The 17,576-nt window shown below is 61.0% G+C and carries 17 protein-coding genes and 1 pseudogene; 8 read left to right on the top strand and 10 right to left on the bottom strand.

All coding sequences use genetic code 11. The features are described from left to right. The first annotated feature begins 72 nt into the window (after positions 1–72). A complete protein-coding gene (locus CPH89_RS03425) occupies positions 73–513 on the top strand; it encodes a multidrug/biocide efflux PACE transporter (protein WP_053257660.1) in 441 nt (146 codons plus the stop codon). On the opposite strand, the gene CPH89_RS03420 is transcribed toward CPH89_RS03425, so the two are convergent. Then, positions 500–1,405 (bottom strand): LysR family transcriptional regulator, encoded by a 906-nt coding sequence (locus CPH89_RS03420; protein ID WP_053257659.1) that lies wholly within the window; start codon positions 1,403–1,405, stop codon positions 500–502. The two genes, CPH89_RS03425 and CPH89_RS03420, sit on opposite strands and share 14 nt — an antisense overlap. Positions 1,406–1,455: 50 nt before the next feature. After that, the gene (locus CPH89_RS03415) at positions 1,456–2,214 is read right to left on the bottom strand and encodes an SDR family NAD(P)-dependent oxidoreductase (protein ID WP_053257658.1); all 759 of its coding nucleotides are present in this window, start codon (positions 2,212–2,214) and stop codon (positions 1,456–1,458) included. Between the two features lie 106 nt (positions 2,215–2,320). Here CPH89_RS03415 and CPH89_RS03410 point away from each other — a divergent pair, with 106 nt between their 5' ends. Beyond that, complete coding sequence (locus tag CPH89_RS03410) at positions 2,321–3,217, top strand: LysR family transcriptional regulator (protein ID WP_053257657.1); 897 nt, start codon at positions 2,321–2,323, stop codon at positions 3,215–3,217. Here CPH89_RS03410 and CPH89_RS03405 read toward each other — a convergent pair. Beyond that, entirely contained in the window at positions 3,214–4,131 is a 918-nt protein-coding gene (locus CPH89_RS03405; RefSeq protein ID WP_053257656.1) for a LysR family transcriptional regulator, read from the bottom strand. The genes CPH89_RS03410 and CPH89_RS03405 overlap by 4 nt on opposite strands. 105 nt (positions 4,132–4,236) lie before the next feature. Between CPH89_RS03405 and CPH89_RS03400 the strand changes: the two genes are divergently transcribed. Genes CPH89_RS03400 through CPH89_RS03390 form a run of 3 tightly spaced genes read left to right on the top strand, consistent with a single transcriptional unit; the run spans position 4,237 to position 6,903 of the window. Then, a complete protein-coding gene (locus CPH89_RS03400) occupies positions 4,237–4,995 on the top strand; it encodes a 5-oxoprolinase subunit PxpA (protein WP_053257655.1) in 759 nt (252 codons plus the stop codon). A gap of 58 nt (positions 4,996–5,053) precedes the next feature. Beyond that, the gene (locus CPH89_RS03395; protein WP_053257654.1) at positions 5,054–5,932 is read left to right on the top strand and encodes a 5-oxoprolinase subunit B family protein; all 879 of its coding nucleotides are present in this window, start codon (positions 5,054–5,056) and stop codon (positions 5,930–5,932) included. After that, positions 5,929–6,903, top strand: a complete 975-nt coding sequence (locus CPH89_RS03390) for a 5-oxoprolinase subunit C family protein (protein WP_053257653.1) — start codon at positions 5,929–5,931, stop codon at positions 6,901–6,903. Before CPH89_RS03395 ends, CPH89_RS03390 begins: the two co-directional genes overlap by 4 nt. 78 nt (positions 6,904–6,981) lie before the next feature. Here CPH89_RS03390 and CPH89_RS03385 read toward each other — a convergent pair whose 3' ends face one another. Both CPH89_RS03385 and CPH89_RS03370 read right to left on the bottom strand, forming a co-directional pair. Then, positions 6,982–8,598: an inorganic phosphate transporter gene (locus tag CPH89_RS03385; RefSeq protein WP_053257652.1), complete on the bottom strand. Its 1,617-nt coding sequence runs from the start codon at positions 8,596–8,598 to the stop codon at positions 6,982–6,984. A gap of 1,393 nt (positions 8,599–9,991) precedes the next feature. Continuing rightward, positions 9,992–11,014 carry a transporter gene (locus tag CPH89_RS03370; protein ID WP_053257651.1) on the bottom strand — a complete coding sequence of 341 codons (1,023 nt, stop codon included), beginning with the start codon at positions 11,012–11,014 and terminating at the stop codon, positions 9,992–9,994. Positions 11,015–11,203: 189 nt separating this feature from the next. On the opposite strand from CPH89_RS03370, the pseudogene CPH89_RS30835 reads away from it, so the two are divergent. Then, a pseudogene (locus tag CPH89_RS30835) lies at positions 11,204–11,971 on the top strand (methyl-accepting chemotaxis protein); the annotation flags it as partial. Between the two features lie 165 nt (positions 11,972–12,136). After that, positions 12,137–12,904, top strand: a complete 768-nt coding sequence (locus CPH89_RS30830) for a methyl-accepting chemotaxis protein (RefSeq protein WP_371850812.1) — start codon at positions 12,137–12,139, stop codon at positions 12,902–12,904. Here CPH89_RS30830 and CPH89_RS03360 read toward each other — a convergent pair whose 3' ends face one another. The 3 genes from CPH89_RS03360 to CPH89_RS03350 all read right to left on the bottom strand — a co-directional run bounded on the left by CPH89_RS03360 (position 12,905) and on the right by CPH89_RS03350 (position 15,794). Beyond that, positions 12,905–14,077, bottom strand: a complete 1,173-nt coding sequence (locus CPH89_RS03360; protein WP_053257649.1) for a GAF domain-containing sensor histidine kinase — start codon at positions 14,075–14,077, stop codon at positions 12,905–12,907. A 184-nt stretch (positions 14,078–14,261) separates the two neighbouring features. Further along, positions 14,262–14,567 carry a PepSY domain-containing protein gene (locus CPH89_RS03355; protein WP_053257648.1) on the bottom strand — a complete coding sequence of 102 codons (306 nt, stop codon included), beginning with the start codon at positions 14,565–14,567 and terminating at the stop codon, positions 14,262–14,264. 99 nt (positions 14,568–14,666) lie between these two features. After that, on the bottom strand, positions 14,667–15,794 hold the full coding sequence (locus CPH89_RS03350) for a glycerophosphodiester phosphodiesterase (protein WP_053257647.1): 1,128 nt from the start codon (positions 15,792–15,794) through the stop codon (positions 14,667–14,669). A gap of 232 nt (positions 15,795–16,026) precedes the next feature. Here CPH89_RS03350 and CPH89_RS03345 point away from each other — a divergent pair, with 232 nt between their 5' ends. Further along, a complete protein-coding gene (locus CPH89_RS03345) occupies positions 16,027–16,350 on the top strand; it encodes a DUF2025 family protein (RefSeq protein WP_053257646.1) in 324 nt (107 codons plus the stop codon). A gap of 134 nt (positions 16,351–16,484) precedes the next feature. On the opposite strand, the gene CPH89_RS03340 is transcribed toward CPH89_RS03345, so the two are convergent. Both CPH89_RS03340 and CPH89_RS03335 read right to left on the bottom strand, forming a co-directional pair. Beyond that, on the bottom strand, positions 16,485–16,805 hold the full coding sequence (locus CPH89_RS03340) for an antibiotic biosynthesis monooxygenase family protein (protein ID WP_053257645.1): 321 nt from the start codon (positions 16,803–16,805) through the stop codon (positions 16,485–16,487). Then, entirely contained in the window at positions 16,802–17,509 is a 708-nt protein-coding gene (locus CPH89_RS03335; RefSeq protein ID WP_053257644.1) for a CTP synthase C-terminal region-related (seleno)protein, read from the bottom strand. Before CPH89_RS03335 ends, CPH89_RS03340 begins: the two co-directional genes overlap by 4 nt. Positions 17,510–17,576 lie beyond the last annotated feature (67 nt).

Raw genomic sequence — 17,576 nt, 5'->3', positions numbered from 1 at the left:
GATGGTTATTGGTTATGAAGTATCGGTTCGCAGGGTAATGATGGCAACCCTAGTCATTCACGGAGCCGGGTTATGAACCCTACCAAATCGATTACTGAACGTGTTTGCCAGGCCCTGGGCTTTGAAGGGTTGGCCTTGTTGATCTGTACGCCGCTGCTGGTCTGGATCACCGGCAGGCCGGCCCTGGAAATGGGCGCAGTCACCTTGGGTGTCAGCGTGTTGGCGCTGACCTGGAACATCATTTTCAACAGCCTGTTCGATCGCCTCAAAGCGCGGCTGCAACTGGCCAACGGCGGCTGGACCCGGGTGCTGCATGCGCTGTTGTTTGAAGGTGGCCTGATCATCCTGGCGGTGCCGCTGATTGCCGGTGTGTTGAAGATCAGCCTGTTGGAGGCGTTCATCCTCGACATCGGCGTACTGCTGTTCTTCCTGCCGTACACCTATGTGTACCACTGGGGCTATGACGTGATTCGGGAAAAAATCGTCCAGCAACGGCTGCCTAGCCAAGCTTGAGCGACGCGACAAAATCCAGAAATGCCCGCACCTTCGCGGCGGGCAAATGCCGCGACGGGTAGTAGGCGTACAGCGGAAAACGCTCGTCCGGCCAGTCGGGAAACAACTCCACCAGGCTGCCGGCCTTGAGCGCCGGCGCCAGGCCCAAATCGAGCATTTGCGCCACCGCGTGGCCGTGCTCACACACGCTGTACAACGTGCTGGCGTCGTTGACCACCAGGCGGCCATCGGTGCGTACGATGACCTGCTCGCCGGCGCGGTGGAATTCCCAGGCAAACGGACGCCCGGTTTGCGCGTCACGAAAATCCAGGCACATGTGCCCGTGTTCCAGGTCTTGCGGAATGCGCGGTCGACCGAATTGTTCAAGGTAGGCCGGGGAGGCCACGGTGAGCACGCGCACTTCCATCAGTTTGCGGGCGATCAGCGAGGAGGATTGCGGGATGCCGAAGCGAATGGCCAGGTCAAAGCCATCGGCGACCAGGTCGCCGAGTTGGTCGCGGGTGTGCAGGTCCAGTTGCAATTGCGGATAGCTGCGCATGAAATCGCCCAACACCGGGCCCAACACCAATCGCGAGAAGTACGGGTCGATATTCACCCGCAAACGCCCGCGTACGGTGAGCGCACTGTCGGCCGCCGCGTTGGCGGCCTCTTCGAGACCGGCCAGCAACGGGGCGATTTGCTGGTAGAAGCGACGCCCCTCATCGGTCAATTGCACCGAGCGCGTGGTGCGGTCGAACAGGCGAATCCCCAAGCGCTTTTCCAGGCGGGAAATCGCCCGGCTGACCCCCGAAGGCGTCATCTCCAGGCTGTCGGCGGCGCGGGCAAAACTGCCACTATCGACCACCGCGGCCAATACGCCCATGCCACCGGCCAAGCCTGGATCAAAACTCATCGGTGATTGCCTGTCAGTGATCTGAAGGCATTGATGCTAGCGCAGAATGCTTACAGAAACATGCCGCCCGAGGCTTCGATGCGCTGCCCGGTGATCCAGTTGCTGCCCTCGGCCAACAGGGTCGAAATCGCCCCGCCAATATCGTCGGGCAAACCGGCTCGGCCCAGCGCGGTGTTGTTGGCGACCATTGCATTCAGCGCCGGGTTATCGCGCACGGCGCCGCCGCTGAAGTCAGTGGCAATCGCGCCGGGTGCCAGGGTGTTGACGGTGATACCGCGCGGCCCCAGCTCCTTGGCCTGGTAGCGCGACAGCACTTCCACCGCGCCTTTCATCGACGCATACGCCGCATACCCAGGCAGGCTGAAACGCGCCAGGCCGCTGGAAATATTGATGATGCGCCCGCCATCGCTGATCAGCGGCAGCAGTTTCTGGGTCAGGAAAAACGGCGCCTTGAAGTGGATAGCCATCAGGCGGTCGAACTGTTCCTCGGTGGTCTCGGCAAAGCTGGCGTGGGCGCCGATCCCGGCGTTGTTGATCAGAAAGTTGAAGTGGTCCCGTGCGAACACATCCTTGAGCACCGTGGCGATCTCGCCGACGAAGTCATTGAACGTGCCGCTCTGGCTCACATCCAGTTGCAGCATGGCGGCGCGGCCACCGAGGGCTTCGATCTGTGCCTTCACCGCTTGGGCTTCGCCCGAAGCGCTGTGGTAAGTGCCGATGATGTCGACGCCTTGTGCCGCCAAATGCAGCGCAGCGCTTTTGCCCAAGCCGCGGCTGGCGCCGGTGATCAGTGCGATTTTACGGGTCATGGTGAGTGCCTCTGAGTGTGATGGTGCGAGCCAGTGTATTTGTCCGCCCATAACGTGATAAACACAGGTGAATCGGAATCACTGGCCGGATAAGGCGAACAATCCCATGAACAAACTTGAGCTTTTGCGGACCTTCGTGCGAGTCACCGAATTGTCGAGTTTCACCCAGGCGGGCGAGAGCCTCGGCCTGCCGCGCTCCACCGTGTCCGAGCATGTGCAGGCGCTGGAAGAACTGCTCGGGGCGCGCCTGTTGCAGCGCACCACGCGCAAGGTGCAAGCGACTCAGGACGGGCGCGTGTTGTATGCGCGCAGCAAAGACCTGTTGTCACACATGGAGGAACTCGAAGGCCTGTTTCGCCAGGATGAGGCGCAATTGAGCGGGCGTATTCGCGTGGACATGCCCAACGTCATGGCGCGGGATTTGATCCTGCCGCGCCTGCCCGACTTTATGCACGCACACCCGTTGATCGAGCTGGAAATCAGCACCACCGACCGCCAGGTCGACCTGCTCGCGGAAGGTTTCGATTGTGTGTTGCGGGTGGGCGCGCAGCCGGATCAGTCGGTGGTGGCGCGCTGGTTGTGCAGCATGCCGATGATCAACTGCGTCAGTGCCGGGTACGTTCAGCGCTATGGCATGCCCGAAACCCTGGCCGACCTGGCGCATCACCAGTTGGTGCATTACGTGCGGCCATTGGGTTCACGTTCGGCGGGCTTCGAATACCTGCAGGGCAACAAAGTGCAGCGTGTTCCGATGGCGGGGCGGGTCACGGTCAACAGCACCGATGCGTACAAGGCGGCATGCCTGGGCGGCTTTGGCATTACCCAGGTGCCCGTGCTGGGCATTCGCGATTTACTCGACAGTGGCGAGCTGGTGGCCATCTTGCCGGACTACCCGGCGCCGGCGCTGGACGTGTCGTTGCTGTACGCCGGGCAGCGGCATGTGCCGCAGCGGGTGCGGGTTTTTATGGATTGGCTGGCCGCCCTGTTGCAGTCGCGGCTCTAGCGCCGTGCCGAGAGTTGTTGCGGCGCGAGGAAGGCGTCGTGGAAGTAATCCCGGAAGGCCTGCATGGCGGGGGTAAATGCCCGTTCGCGGTGCCAGGCCAGGCCGACGCTCATGGGCGCTACCGGGTCGGTCACGGTCAGGGTTTCGATGCGTTTGCCTTCCAGCGACCAGGGCCTGTGCACCAGGTCCGACAGAATCGCCACGCCGCTGCCGTTGGCAACCATGCTGCGCACGGCCTCGACCGAACTGGTGCGCAGCCGCACCTTGGGCGTTTGCCCGGCCTGTTCCCAGTAGCGCATGGCGCTGTGTTCGGCTTCATCGACGGTCAGCAGAATGTACGGTTCTTGCGCCACGTCGGCCAGGCTGACGGCGCCGCGCTCGCACAAGGGATGGTGGCTGGGCAGCCACAGCCGGCGTTCCGAATTGAACAGGATTTCGGAAACGATATCCGGGTGCGTGAGGTTGGCGGTGAGCACCACGGCCATGTCGAACTGGCCGTCGAGCAGGCCGTGTTCGATGGCCTGCCGCTCCTGTTCGAACACCTCGATGGTCACGTCCGGGTGCCAGTGTTCCATGCGCTGCAGGTGGTGGGGCAGGAAGTAGCCGAGCACGGTGTAGCTGGCGGCGACACGCAGCACGCCACTGGCGCGGTAGTCCGGCAGCGGGCTGTTCAGTGCGTCATCCACGCTGCGCACGATCACGTAGGCGCGGTTCAGAAAGTGCCGCCCGGCGTCGGTCAGGTTCATGCCCTGGGCCGAGCGCACGAACAACTGCACGCCGAGCATCGCCTCCAGCTCCTTGATCGCGGTGGTCACGGCCGACTGGGAGATGTTCAGATGAATCGCCGCCTGGGAAATCTGGCCGATTTCGGCGGTGGCGATAAAGTAGCGAACTTGGCGCAACGTCAGGGACATGGCTTTATCTGTTTTTCAGAAGATAGGTCATCTGATAATAGATCTTCCCAAGGGGTCAAGCCCCAGCCTACTTTCCTCGCATCACCTTTGGCGGAGCAATTCCCGATGCAGGCAGTGGATTTCAATTCAGACATGGGCGAAGGCTTCGGCCCCTGGACCATCGGCGATGGGGTTGACGCGGAGCTGATGGCTTATATCAGCTCGGCCAACATCGCCACCGGTTTCCACGCCGGCGACCCCGGCACCATGCGCCGTACCGTCGAGCGCGCCAAGCAACTGGGTGTCGCCATCGGCGCGCATCCGGGCTTTCGCGACCTGGTCGGGTTTGGCCGCCGGCATATCAATGCACCGGCCCAGGAGCTGGTGGACGACATGCTCTACCAACTCGGCGCCCTGCGCGAAATCGCCCGCGCCCAAGGCCTCACGCTGCAACACATCAAGCCCCACGGCGCGCTCTATATGCACCTGGCCCGCGATGAAGAAGCCGCGCGGCTGCTGGTGCAAAACCTGCAAATCATTGAGCCGACACTCTTGCTGTACTGCATGCCCAACTCGGTGATCTGGCGCGTCGCCAAGGAGCTCGGGCAACCGGTGGTGCGCGAGTTTTACGCCGACCGTGAGTACGATCTAAGTGGCTCCATCGTATTTACGCGCACAGTGCGCGCGCTGGATCCTGCCACCGTTGCGGCGCGGGTCCTGCGTGCCTGTCAGACCGGGCGCGTGCGCACGGTGGAAGGCGAAGACCTGTTGATCGAATTCGATTCCATCTGCCTGCACAGCGACACCCCCGGCGCCCTCGAATTGGTCGAGGCCACCCGTGAAGCCTTGGACCAGGCGGGCATTGTCGTCAGAACGCCTCAATAAGAAGGTCCAACCTGTACTTTTTGCCTGCCTTTCTACAATGATTCCAAGAGGAACAGACATGGCTCAAACGTCCCCCATCCGCTACAGCTTCGGCGGTGATGAACACCTGTTTGCCGAGGTCAGCGACAGCATGTCCCTGGAGGCCTTTTTCAAAGGCATGGCCGTGACCCGCGCCGTGGAGCGCCTGGCGCTGGAAGGCGTGCTGGACGTGTGCCTGGCCAATGCGTCGTTCCAGATTCGCTTCGACCCTGACCGCATCGCGCCACACGTGCTGCTCGACGCCGTGCAGAGCGCTGAAGCCCAAGCGGTGGCCGAACGCACCTTGCACACGCGCATCATCGAAATCCCGGTGCTCTATAACGACCCGTGGACCCATGAAACCCTGATGCGTTTTCGCGACCGGCATCAAGACCCCACGGGCACCGATCTGGAATACGCCGCGCGCATCAATGGTTTGGCTGACGTCGACGCGTTTATCGCCGCCCACAGCGGCGCGCCGTGGTTTGTGTCGATGGTTGGCTTTGTCGCGGGCCTGCCTTTCATGTTCCAGATGGTCGAGCGCGAACGGCAATTACAGGTGCCCAAGTACCTGCGCCCGCGCACCGACACGCCCAAATTGACCCTCGGCCATGGCGGCTGTTTTGGCTGCATCTACTCGGTACGCGGCGCGGGCGGTTACCAGATGTTTGGGGTGACCCCGGCACCGATCTACGACCCGGCCCAGCAGTTGGCGTACCTCAAGGAACACATGGTGTTCTTTCGGCCCGGTGACATCGTGCAGTTCAAACCCATGGACCGCGATGCGTATGACCTGGCGGTTGCTGAGGTGGACGCAGGACGTTTCGACTTGCGCATCCGCCCGGTGGAATTTTCCCTCGACGCGTTTCTCGCCGACCCCGTCGGCTATCCGAAAACCCTGCAGGAGGCGCTGGCATGATCAAAGTCCGCAAACCCGGCCTCGCCACGTCCGTGCAGGATCTTGGCCGTGAAGGCTATTACCACTTGGGCATTCCACCGTCGGGCGCGCTGGACCAATACGCGTTGAGTGCGGCCAACCATCTGGTGGGCAATCCGAGTGGTGCGGCGGGCCTGGAGTGCACCTTGATCGGCCCCGAACTTGAGTTCCGACAGGACGCGCTGGTGGCACTCAGCGGTGCGCTCATGTCGCCGCGTCTGGACGGTGAAGTGGTGCACCAGGACACCGCGTTTCAGGTGCGTGCCGGGCAGGTGTTGCGCTTTGAATTTCCCAAGGCCGGCGCGCGGACTTACCTGGCGGTGGCAGGCGGTATTGAGGTGCCGCTGGTGCTCGGCAGTCGCTCGACGTACACCCTGGGTGCACTCGGTGGGTTCCAGGGGCGGCGCTTGCAGGAAGGCGATGAACTGCCGATCGGTGAGCCGAGCGGCGAGGGCCGTGCGGGCAATAGTTTGCCAATGGCGCTGCGGCGTTCAGTCGGTGGCGACGTGACCTTGCGCGTGGTGCCAGGCCTGTATTACGAGCGCCTGACAGACGCGGCCAAAAGCAGTTTTTTTGCCGAGCCATGGACCGTGGGTTCCGAGGCGGACCGCATCGGCTATCGCTTCAAAGGCGGCAGCGCGTTGAGCTTTCAGCCACGGGAGCAACCGTTTGGCGCGGGGTCCGACCCGTCGAATATCGTCGACAGTTGTTACCCGATTGGCTCGATCCAGGTGCCGGCGGGGCTGGAGCCGATTGTGTTGCACAGGGATGCGGTGTCGGGCGGTGGCTACGCGATGATCGGCACGGTGATCAGTGCGGACCTGGACTTGATCGGGCAGATGCAGCCGAACCAGCGGGCGGGGTTTGTGGCGGTGACGTTGGAAGAAGCGCTGGAGGCGCGGCGGGTGTACAAAAAACGCCTGAAGGCAATGGCTGGACTGTTCACCTCCTGACACACCATAAACTCTTGTGGGAGCTGGCTTGCCTGCGATAGCGGCGGGTCAGCTCCCACATTTTTAAGCGGGGTTGTGTCAGAACAGTTTGGTGAACAGCCAGTACAAACTTCCCGACAACAAGATCGCCGCCGGCAAGGTCAGTACCCAAGCCATCAGCAGGTTGCGGATGGTCTTCATCTGCAACCCGCCGCCATTTGCGACCATGGTCCCGGCCACACCCGACGACAATACGTGAGTGGTCGACACCGGTAGCCCGAACATATCCGCTGCGCCAATCGTCAGCATCGCCACCGTCTCGGCCGAGGCACCTTGCGCGTAAGTCATGTGGGTTTTGCCGATTTTTTCACCCACGGTCACCACGATGCGCTTCCAGCCCACCATGGTGCCCAGGCCGAGGGCGATGGCCACGGCGATCTTCACCCACAGCGGAATAAAGCGTGTGGAATTGTCGATCTGTTGCTTGAACAGTTGCAGCTTGCCTTGGGTATCAGCGTCGAAATTGCCGACCTTGTCCTTGTCCATCAGGCGAATGGTTTCGCTGGTCAGGTACATGTCGTTACGCACGTTGCCTACGGCTTCGGCGGGGACTTTGGCCAGGGAGCCGTAGCCTTTTACTTCATCACCGATCTGGCCGGCGAGGGCAGCGAGGGCCGGCACCAGTTCTGGCGTGGCTTCCTTGGTACGCACGTAGGTCGAGAGGATCGGGCGCGGATCACCCGGCAATGCTTGCGGCGCGTTTTTTACCAGGGCGACCTGGGTCACTTCGGCCACCGCCGCAAACTGCAATGACTGCTCGGCGGGCATGGTGCGGTTCAGCGCATAGGCCATCGGCAGGGTGCCGACCAGGATCAGCATGATCAAGCCCATGCCTTTCTGGCCATCGTTGGAACCGTGGGCGAAGGACACACCGGTGCAGGTGACGATCAACATGCCACGAATCCACCATGGCGGCGGGATGTCGCCCTTTGGCGCTTTGTACAGCGCGCGGTTTTTCACAAAGGCGCGCAGGGCCAGCAACAGCAAGGCGGCAAAGGCGAAGCCGATCAGCGGCGACAGCAGCAGGGCATACCCGATCTTGATCGCTTGGCTCCAGTCCACGCCGCTGGTGCCGTCACGCCCGTGCATCAAGGCATTCGCCACGCCGACGCCGATGATCGAACCGATCAGCGTGTGCGACGACGAGGCCGGCAAGCCCAGCCACCAAGTGCCCAGGTTCCACAGGATGGCGGCAATCAGCAGGGCAAAGATCATTGCGAAACCGGCGGATGAGCCGACCTGCAAAATCAGCTCCACGGGCAGCAGCGCGATAATGCCGAACGCCACGGCGCCGCTGGAGAGCAACACGCCGAGGAAGTTGAAAAAGCCCGACCACACCACCGCAAATTGCGGCGGCAGCGAGTTGGTGTAGATCACCGTTGCCACCGCGTTGGCGGTGTCGTGGAAGCCGTTGACGAACTCAAAGCCCAGCGCGATCAACAGGGCTACGCCGAGCAGCAGGAATGGCGTCCAAGTGGTGACCACCGTGCCCAGTTCGTGCATGTCATGCATCAGGCTGTAGGCTGTGAACAATAGGCCCATGGCCAGTACGGCGAAGAACACGATCACCGTCAACAGGCCGGGTTTCTTCTCGAGCCTGGGTTTGGGGTCTGCGTGTGAGGCGGTGGAGGAGGCAGTCAGGGAAGGGGTGGCCATGCCGGAGCATCCAGTGTGAGGAGGATGGCATTCATGATCATTGCAGAATGTTACAGAGATGCTGCGGTAGGTCAGTGTTTAAAGGATTGAGGCTGCCGCTGGTCTACAAAGCCCGGCAAAAATGATGTCATAGTGAGATTGATTGGGGCGCCTGTTTGCTTGGGGATGGGCATTGGTATCTGCGCAAGGCTTTGGGTTGCTCTGAGGCGTTTCGGTGGATTGGGTACATATCCGTTGCTGCGGTAACGGCGGCTATGGGTTCCGCTCTTACAGCGGGTCACTTTTGGCAAACGCCCCAAAAGTAACCAAAAGGTCTTTGCCCCACCACTCGGTGCCTCGCTTAGGCTCGGCATGCCCTCACTCCGGCTTGAATCCGTGGGCCGCCGCAATGGGCCATCCTTGGCCCAGTGCGGCTAACCCGGCGTCCTGCCGGGTTACCCACGGATTCAAGCCTGCGTTCGGCCAGCGTGGTTAACGGGGCCTGTCAGATCAAGATCAACAGCAGATCAAAAGCAGAGCACGGCGGCCTGACAGCCGGCCTGAGTGGTTGAAGCAAAAGCAGGGCAAGAGCACAGCAACAGCACTTTACCGGATGAAATGAGTTCCAAATGTGGGAGCGGGCTTGCTCGCGAAAGCGGTGTGCCAGTCGGCTTATTTGTAACTGCCCCACCGCATTCGCGAGCAAGCCCGCTCCCACAATGTTGACCGAGTTCAGCTGCCAGCACCGCAGTGCTCTGCTTTTCTGTGGGAGCTGGCTTGCCTGCGATACAGACACCTCGATACATCAGTCATACCCAGCAGTAGACCCCATACTAGCTCCCAGATTGACCCAGTACAGTCTAAAGAGCAGCCCACCCTCTGCCTGATGTACCCCGTTCAAAATGTGGGAGCGGGCTTGCTCGCGAATGCGGTGTGCCAGTCACCCACTCCATCAACTGACACACCACTTCGCTTGCGCTTTTGATCTAACCACTCAGGTCGGCTGTCAGGCCGCCGTGCTTTGCTTTTGACTTTGATCTTAGGCGCCCCGTTAACCACGCTGGCCGAACGCAGGCTTTGGAGCGTGGGTAACCCGGCAGGACGCCGGGTTAGCCGCGATGGGCCAAGGATGGCCCATGGCGGCGGCCCACGGTCCAAAGCCGGAGCGAGGGCACACCGAGCCTAGGCGAGGTGCCGAGTGGTGGGGCAAGAGCCCTTTGGTTACTTTGGGGCTTTTCCAAAGTGACCCGCCGTAAGGGCGGAACCCATTGCGGCCGTGACCCAAACAACGGATATGTACCCAGCGCGCCCCCGACAACCACAGCACTCAATCCGTAAAAAACACGTATATACCTATGGCTATCACAAACAAGCCAGTTCCCACCCTTGATCCCCTTTCAGGTCGAGACGCGGCTCAATAATCCTTGCGCTTGCGGAAAGCCCAGCGCCCGGCAATCAAGGTAAACGTCGCCACCAACGCCACCAGAATCCAGAACCCCTCCGGGTCAGTCGAAAGCGGCACACCCCCCACGTTCATACCGAAAAACCCGGCAATGATATTGATCGGCAGCGCCAGCACCGTCACCACCGTGAGGGTGAACAGCGTACGGTTACTTTGTTCATTCAGGTTAGCGGCGATTTCTTCCTGCAACAGCTTGATGCGCTCACCCAACGCGGTCAGGTCGTTGATGATCAGCGCAAACTCCTCGGTGGATTTGCGCAACTCCTTCACGTCTTCCTTTTGCAGCCACTGCGGCGGGCGGTTGAGCAGGCGCAGCAGCGACCCCGGCTCCAGGGCCAGCAGGCGTTGCAGGCGCACCAGCACGCGGCGTGCGGCGCCGAGTTCGGCGCGGTTGGTGGACAGGCGCGAGGACAGCAACTGGTCTTCGATATGGTCGACGCTGAGGCTGGTCTTGCGCACGATCTGTGTCAGCACTTCGCCTTGATCGCGCAACAAATGCACCAACAATTCCAGCGGCGAACGGAAGCGTTCACCGGCCTTCACCGACGAGCGCAATTTATCCACCGAGTGCAACGGTTGCAGGCGCGCACTCACCAGCAAGCGGCTGCGTGCGCACACCCACAGCGTGGAGATATCCGAGGAGACCATGCTGCTGAAATTGAACACCACGTCGTTGACCACCGCCAGCAGGGCCGAGTCGACGTGCTCGATGCGGGTGGAGCGTGAACCTTCGTGCAGGGCTTCGAAAAACTCATCCGGCAATGCCAGGTTGGCCTTCATCCAGCGCTCGCATGCCGCGTGGGCCAGGTTCAGGTGCAGCCAGAGGAATTCTTCCGGGTCTTGCGGCGCCTGGAGTGCCGCGAGCGCAGTGGCCGAGTCAATCTGCTCACCTTTTTCACCGGGGCGAAAACGAAAACCGTAAAGCAGGCCAAACAGATCAGGGTCCTGATGGCCGTGGTCGATGCTGTGGTTCATGGAGGCTCGCAGAGAAAGCGCCTGTAGGACGTTTCACAGGTTCGCGTGGGCGAATCATTGCAAGTAAATTTGACAAAATTGTGACGGTTTGCGGTTTATTTCGTTTAGGTGACATTTTATTGGCCACCTGTCAGAAATCGTTCAAGAAGCCTCTAGAACGGCCGATTCAAGGCATAAGGACCGCTGCAAATGGGCTGTGCCTTGCTGACAGGGACGTTATGGCGTGCTTGCACCTTTTTCCTTGTTTTGAGGCATCCCCCCATGAATATTTTGCGCACTTCCTTGAGAGCACAAATTTTGTCGCTGCTCAGTGGCAGTCTGCTGGCGATTTTGTTGATCGCACTGGCCTGTTTCTACTTCCTTTCTAACGGCGTGCAAAGTTATCGCAGCCTGATCGAAGGGCCCTTGCTCACCTCTCAATTGATTGACGAAGCCAATCTGCAATTCAAGGTGCAAGTGCAGGAGTGGAAAAACGTATTGCTGCGCGGCAAGCAGCCTCAGGACCTGGAGAAATACTGGGGCCAGTTCCAGGACCGGCAACGCGATGTGCAGGGTATTCTCACACGGCTGGTCAGCCAGACTCAGAATGACCCCGGCCTGAGCCGGCGCATTGACAGCCTGCGTCAGGAACACTTGCAGCTGGGTGTGGCTTATCAGAAGGGGCGTGATGCCTACCTGGCAGCCGGTGCCGACCCGACGGCGGGCGACACGGCCGTCAAAGGTGTCGACCGCGCCACCAGTGAGCAGATGAGCGCCCTGGTCAGTGACCTGCGCGCCCAGGGTAGCCAGCAGTCCCAAGCCATCAGCGCGTATGCCGAACGCACGGTGCTGGTGGGGCTGGCAGTGATGTTGCTATCGGGTGTGGTGATCGGTCTGTTCAGCGTGTGGCTGATCAACCGCAACCTGATCCTGCCGATTCGCGGCTTGATCGACTACGTGACCCAACTGAGCCACGGTCGTTTTGCCGAACGTGTTGCCAGCCGCCGTCAGGATGAGCTGGGCCATCTGGCCGCTGCGGCCAATACGCTGCGCGACTTCCTCGCGGAAACCTTCAACCGCTTGCAACGCAGCGCCACCGACCTGGTGACTGCCAGCGGCGAGTTGAGTTCGATTGCCGGGCAGATGGCCAACGGTACCCATGAACAATTCAACCGCACCGACCAGGTGGCCACCGCCATGACCGAGATGTCGGCCACCGCCCAGGAAGTTGCACGCCATGCGGCCAGTGCCTCGCGCGCCGCCGATGAGGCGGATCATTCGGCCCGTGAAGGTGGCGAAGTGATGAAGGTCACCATCGCCATCATTGGCCAGATGCGCAATGAAATCCTCAACACCGGCACCATCATCCGTCGCCTGGAAACCGACAGTGTGCGCATTGGCAAAGTGCTGGAGGTGATCCGTGGGATCGCCGAGCAGACCAACCTGCTCGCGCTCAACGCTGCCATTGAAGCCGCGCGGGCAGGTGAAGCAGGCCGTGGGTTTGCGGTGGTGGCCGATGAAGTGCGCAGCCTGGCACAACGCACGGCGGCGTCGATCATCGAGATCAACCAGATTATCCACGCGGTGCAAACCGGCGCGGGGGATGCGGCCGAGGCGATTGTCAGTGGCCAGTCGTGCAGCGATGAGAGTGTGGAAAAAGTCTCCCAGGCCGGCGCCATGCTCAATCACATCACGCTGGCCGTGGAGGCGATCCGTGACATGAACCGCCAGATCGCCACGGCAGCCGAGGAGCAGACCTCGGTGGCTGAAGATATCTCGCGCAATATCACGCAAATCACCACCGTGGCCACGTCGAACATGGACAATGTGCAGCGCACGGAGGCGGCCAGCCAGCACCTGCGAGGCTTGTCGGCTGAGCTCAATGAAGTGACGGCGCGTCTGGGCGCCTGATCAGAGGGTCGGCAGGCTGAAGCTGAACACCGTGCCGTGCTGCTCAGAGGTCGACACGCTCAGTTCTCCACCGTGGGCCAGGGCAATCTGCTCGACGATGTATAGCCCCAGGCCCAGCCCGGCTTGGGGTGTGTGGGTGGCGGGGCGTGAGTAGGGCTGAAATAACCGGGGCAAGGCTTGCTCGCTGATCTGCCCGGCGTTTTTTACCGTCAGTTTGAAATGGTCGTGTTCGATCCGCGCGGCGACTTCCACCGGGCCGTCCTGGCTGCCGTGGTGGATGGCGTTGGCGACCAGGTTGGAGAGCAACTGTGCCAACCGATCGCGATCGCCTTTTACCCCTTGAAGGTCAGCGATGTTTGCCTGAATCACCCGCTGTGGGTGCACGCTTTGCACCTCCGAGATCACATGCAGCAGTGCCTCTTGCAGGCCGTCGCAATCGCCGATATTCAGTGGAATGCCGTTGCCCATTCGCCCGCGGGCGAAGTCCAGTACATCCTCGACCAGTTGCGAGGCGCGCCGGCCGCTGGCGAGGATGTGCGCTACGAGCGGATCGGTAGCGGGGTTGGGGTACTTGCGCAGCAGCCGTTCAGCACCCACGTTGATGGCGAACAGCGGGTTGCGCAGGTCATGCCCCAGCACGGCGATGAATTGTTCGCGCAGTTCTGCGGTGCCGCGTTCTTCCTGCAGTTGTGCCTGGGTATTTTGCAACGCTTCCTCCGCTTCAATCTGCAGGGAAAGCACACGGGCGAACGACTCCATGGTCGATTGGATCGTGCTGCTGCGCAGGGGGGCGGGGTTTGGGTCCAAGGCGCAAATCGTGCCGAAGAAGCGCCCATCGGTGCGGAACACCGGCACCGAAATGTAACTTTCAAACTGGTAGAGGCGTGGCGTGTGGTGGTCGTGGTAGAGCGGGTCTTCGCTGGCCTTGTCGATCACGACGGACACGTGGGACCCGCGAATTTCGTGGCAGAGGGTCGTGTTCAGTTCCAGTTCGCCACCGACGTCGAGGCCGAACGCCAGTTGGTCGAACACGGCGCAAGCGGTCCACGAGTCGTCAGTCACCCGGGCCACCGCCGCAAAACGCATGCCGGTCATGTCACTGATGACTTGCAGCATCGCGGGTACGGCACTGATGCGGCCAATGGTTGCGATGTCGGCGGCTTTCTGCCCCATGCAGTGATCTCGATCCCGAAGGTGGTGAGCGTTGTGCCCAGGCCAATAAACGCGATTCTAGCGACCTTGCGCGCCGTAGGGGTAATTTCATTAACGCGAGGGATAGTTTTCCTGCCTCGACTGACGAGCGCCCATAAAAAAACCGCGCCACTGTGAAAGTGGCGCGGTTTTTTTGGCGGTTGGCTCAGCTGTCTTGCTTGTTTTCCAGCACGGCACCGGTCTTGGCGTCGAGCTTCACTTCAAAGCGTTTGCCGGCGGTGTCGGTCAGGTCAACTTCGTAAACCAGTACACCGTTTTTGTGGTCCAGCTCAGTGTCGGTGATGCTGGCACCGGCGTGGGTGGCCACGGCAGCGGCGTTGAGTTTTTCAAACGGCATGACTGCGCCGGACTTGAGCAGGCCTTCAATGTGGTCCGGACGAACGTCAGCCTGGGCCAGGCCGGCGGTCAGGGTCAGGGCAGTGGCGGCGAACAGGGCGGTCAGGGTTTTCATGGTGTATGTCCTTCTGGGTGAGCTGTTTAAGTGGCGCCAGATTAACCGGCGCAACTTAACTCATCCTTAATGGCGCACTGACACCAATGGCTGACTCACTCAGTAGCCGTTGTCCTTCAGCAAATCCTGCACACTCGACGACGGCCAGCGCTTGTAGAACTTCAGCAGTTCGGCGGCGCGGTTGGTGAAGATGCCATCGACGCCGGCTTTCATCACTTTTTCAAAGTCCACCGGCTCATCGACGGTATAGACGTGCACCAGCAGGCCCTTGTCGTGGGTCAGCTTGTTCATCTCAGGCTTCACCAGGTCGGTGTAGCTCTGGTCGCCATGGTTGGTCAGCTCGGCCGATGGGCCAGTGCCGATGGCGCCGAGGCGCTTGGCTTCGTCGACCCATTTTTCGAATTCCGCCGCGTCTTTCGGTGCTTGCTTGGCGTAGTAAGCGGCTTTGGTCGGCTCGCCGGATTCAGCGAAGGTCTGCGCGGATTTCGGCTCGATGCTGCCTGGGCCCACCCATAGCAAGAGGATTTTCGGGGTGTTCGGCATTTCTTTCTGCAGCTCTTTCAAGCTGTCTTTTTCAAACGTTTGCAGCACCACACGGCCCTTGCCCTGGCCCACGCCCGTGTTGCTCTTGCCCAGCTTGGAGCCGGCGGAGCTCAACCAGCCCTTGTCCAGCAGCTTGTTTTTCAGGTCGGCTTCGATGCCCGGGAATTGCTTGGGCTCTTTGGTCTCGATGTACAGGCCGGGTTTGTGCTGCGGGTTGCCTTCGGCGATCTTGATGATTTCGTCCAGGCTCTGGATTTTCAAACCGACGAACGCAGGGCGAGCGCGGTCCGGGTAGGCGGCGTTGAACCAGCTGCCGGCGTCCAGGGTGCGCAATTCAGCCCAGGTGAACTCGTTGGCGGGGGCGTCTTTGCGCTCCGGGAATTTGCTGGCCACGTCGGTGGTGCGCTGCAGGTTGTTGTCGTGCAGGGCGAACAGCACGCCGTCCTTGCTGCGCTGCAGGTCCATTTCCAGGTAGTCGGCACCCAGGTCGCGTGCGAGCTTGTAGGAGGCGGCGGTAGATTCGGGGGCGTCGTAGGAAGCACCACGGTGGGCGATGACGGCCGGGTACGGAATGCCTTCGTTTGTCGCCAATTCAGCCGGGCTGATCGGGTCGGCAGCCTGTGCCTGGCCAAGGCCGAGCAGCAGAGCGAGCAGCAAGGCGCTCTTGGAAAACGTGACAGGCATATGCGAAGTCCTTTCGTGGAGGTAACTTTGAGAAGGCGTCCTTTTTAACAATTGATTGCGAAAGGCGCCATCACCAAACCGACATTAACGTGCGCAGTGGCCATTTTTATGGGTTTTTTTGTGGTGCATTGCAGTATTCTTGACCGAAGCTGCCCCATCAGAGGGCAGTATTTTCTGCCACGCGTGTAAACCATCTTTCCAGTCCCAGTGGGACTTTTCAGTGAGGTTTACCATGCGCATCACGTCCGAACTTATCTGCCAGGCGGCCGATCAACTCCACGGTTTTGTCGGCCTTAACCGCAAAACCGGCCAATACATCGTGCGTTTCAGCGAAGACTCGTTTGGCATGGATGTGGCCGATGACGGCATCATTCCCACCGCTGAGTTTGTCTGGTTACCCGCCGCTGACGACAGCATGACCCTGTCGCGCGAACGCCTTCAGTTGCTGCTGGACCAGAACATCGACGACCGCATCAATATCACCGAGCCATTGCGGGTGTACATGCGTCGGGTGGAAATTCCACAGATCAGCGCGTTGCGCAGTTTGGTCAGCTAAGCGAACGCTGCTCTACAGACGTTGAAGATCAAAGGTGGGAGCTGGCTTGCCTGCGAAGGCGTTGGGTCAGCCTCTACATCGGTTGGCTGACACACCGCCTTCGCAGGCAAGCCAGCTCCCACAGGGGTACATTTTCAGCGCTCAAACAGGTAGGCCCGCTCCACTTTGCACACGCGCGTATGGCATGCCGAATACCAGGTCGCACGCCCTTGTTCGCGCACGGCGCGATGTTCAGCTTGCTGTTTCCAGGCGAGGATCGCCGCCTCGTTTTCCCAGTAGGACACGGTGATTCCCAAGCCGTCTTCGCGTGCCGACTCCACCCCCAGAAACCCCGGTTGTTCACGCGCGAGATCCAGCATGCGGGCAGCCGCCTGGCCGTAGCCTTGATCACCTTCGGTGCGCAACGAGCTGAAAATCACCGCGTAATAAGGAACCGCGGGCGTGTTGGCAATCATCGGTATGCATCCACACAGGCCTTGAGCATGGCAAGCGCCAACGGAGGCGTGATGCCTTTGAGTGCTGCACGCTCCGGCTGGAACAGGGTGGCGACGAAAAACGGGTGGTTCAGCAGTTCTACGGCGCGCAAATCGCCCGCCGAGTCATGCCCGCTGGGGATCAAGTCGCCTTCGAGCAGCGCACTGGCGAAGTCCGGGTTCACGCCGTAGCGGCAGCGATAACCTTCGTGGATAGCCAGCGTACCGTAGGCCTCGGCGATTCGCGTGTACGGCACCAGGCGCACAGTGTCCGTCGCTTCGACCAGCGTGCAACTAAGCGGTGTGATCACCGCGCGGGTGGCCTGCGGGGCCAATTCGCCGTGTTCCGCATCCGCCCAGCCCAGCACGTTGCGGGCATATTCCAGCACCGCGTGTTGAAAACCACCGCAAGTGCCGAGGAACGGGCGCCGTTGCTCGCGGGCGAAACGGATCGCGCGCAACGCGCCGTCGGTGTCGCGGTAGGGGCTGGCGGGCACGCACCAGAAGCCGTCAAAGCCGTGCAGTTCGCGGGTGGGTGTGATCGAGTCGGTAGCGAGCCATTCAGCGTGAACGCTCACGCCCAAGTTGTCGGCTGCGTGTTGCAGCGCCACGGGTATCGCCTGGTGTGCAATCACGTCGGGGTGGTAATCGCCGATCAGGGCGAGGTGCAGGGTGGTGGCGTTCATCGTGTACGTCCCATGGCTTGTTGTGTCCTGGGTGGCACTATAGATTGGCGTTCATGCAATCAAAATT

The organism is Pseudomonas fluorescens, from assembly GCF_900215245.1.
In the GTDB taxonomy this organism is placed as follows: domain Bacteria; phylum Pseudomonadota; class Gammaproteobacteria; order Pseudomonadales; family Pseudomonadaceae; genus Aquipseudomonas; species Aquipseudomonas fluorescens.
The sequence above is the reverse complement of the archived record's forward strand: the minus strand, read 5'-3'. Positions and strand labels throughout refer to the sequence as shown.

Bases quoted from the DNA above. Each gene is read 5' to 3' on its own strand.
- CPH89_RS03425 (WP_053257660.1), top strand. From the start codon at position 73: ATGAACCCTACCAAATCGATTACTGAACGTGTTTGCCAGGCCCTGGGC.
- CPH89_RS03420 (WP_053257659.1), bottom strand. From the start codon at position 1,405: ATGAGTTTTGATCCAGGCTTGGCCGGTGGCATGGGCGTATTGGCCGCG.
- CPH89_RS03415 (WP_053257658.1), bottom strand. From the start codon at position 2,214: ATGACCCGTAAAATCGCACTGATCACCGGCGCCAGCCGCGGCTTGGGC.
- CPH89_RS03410 (WP_053257657.1), top strand. From the start codon at position 2,321: ATGAACAAACTTGAGCTTTTGCGGACCTTCGTGCGAGTCACCGAATTG.
- CPH89_RS03405 (WP_053257656.1), bottom strand. From the start codon at position 4,131: ATGTCCCTGACGTTGCGCCAAGTTCGCTACTTTATCGCCACCGCCGAA.
- CPH89_RS03400 (WP_053257655.1), top strand. From the start codon at position 4,237: ATGCAGGCAGTGGATTTCAATTCAGACATGGGCGAAGGCTTCGGCCCC.
- CPH89_RS03395 (WP_053257654.1), top strand. From the start codon at position 5,054: ATGGCTCAAACGTCCCCCATCCGCTACAGCTTCGGCGGTGATGAACAC.
- CPH89_RS03390 (WP_053257653.1), top strand. From the start codon at position 5,929: ATGATCAAAGTCCGCAAACCCGGCCTCGCCACGTCCGTGCAGGATCTT.
- CPH89_RS03385 (WP_053257652.1), bottom strand. From the start codon at position 8,598: ATGGCCACCCCTTCCCTGACTGCCTCCTCCACCGCCTCACACGCAGAC.
- CPH89_RS03370 (WP_053257651.1), bottom strand. From the start codon at position 11,014: ATGAACCACAGCATCGACCACGGCCATCAGGACCCTGATCTGTTTGGC.
- CPH89_RS30830 (WP_371850812.1), top strand. From the start codon at position 12,137: ATGGCCAACGGTACCCATGAACAATTCAACCGCACCGACCAGGTGGCC.
- CPH89_RS03360 (WP_053257649.1), bottom strand. From the start codon at position 14,077: ATGGGGCAGAAAGCCGCCGACATCGCAACCATTGGCCGCATCAGTGCC.
- CPH89_RS03355 (WP_053257648.1), bottom strand. From the start codon at position 14,567: ATGAAAACCCTGACCGCCCTGTTCGCCGCCACTGCCCTGACCCTGACC.
- CPH89_RS03350 (WP_053257647.1), bottom strand. From the start codon at position 15,794: ATGCCTGTCACGTTTTCCAAGAGCGCCTTGCTGCTCGCTCTGCTGCTC.
- CPH89_RS03345 (WP_053257646.1), top strand. From the start codon at position 16,027: ATGCGCATCACGTCCGAACTTATCTGCCAGGCGGCCGATCAACTCCAC.
- CPH89_RS03340 (WP_053257645.1), bottom strand. From the start codon at position 16,805: ATGATTGCCAACACGCCCGCGGTTCCTTATTACGCGGTGATTTTCAGC.
- CPH89_RS03335 (WP_053257644.1), bottom strand. From the start codon at position 17,509: ATGAACGCCACCACCCTGCACCTCGCCCTGATCGGCGATTACCACCCC.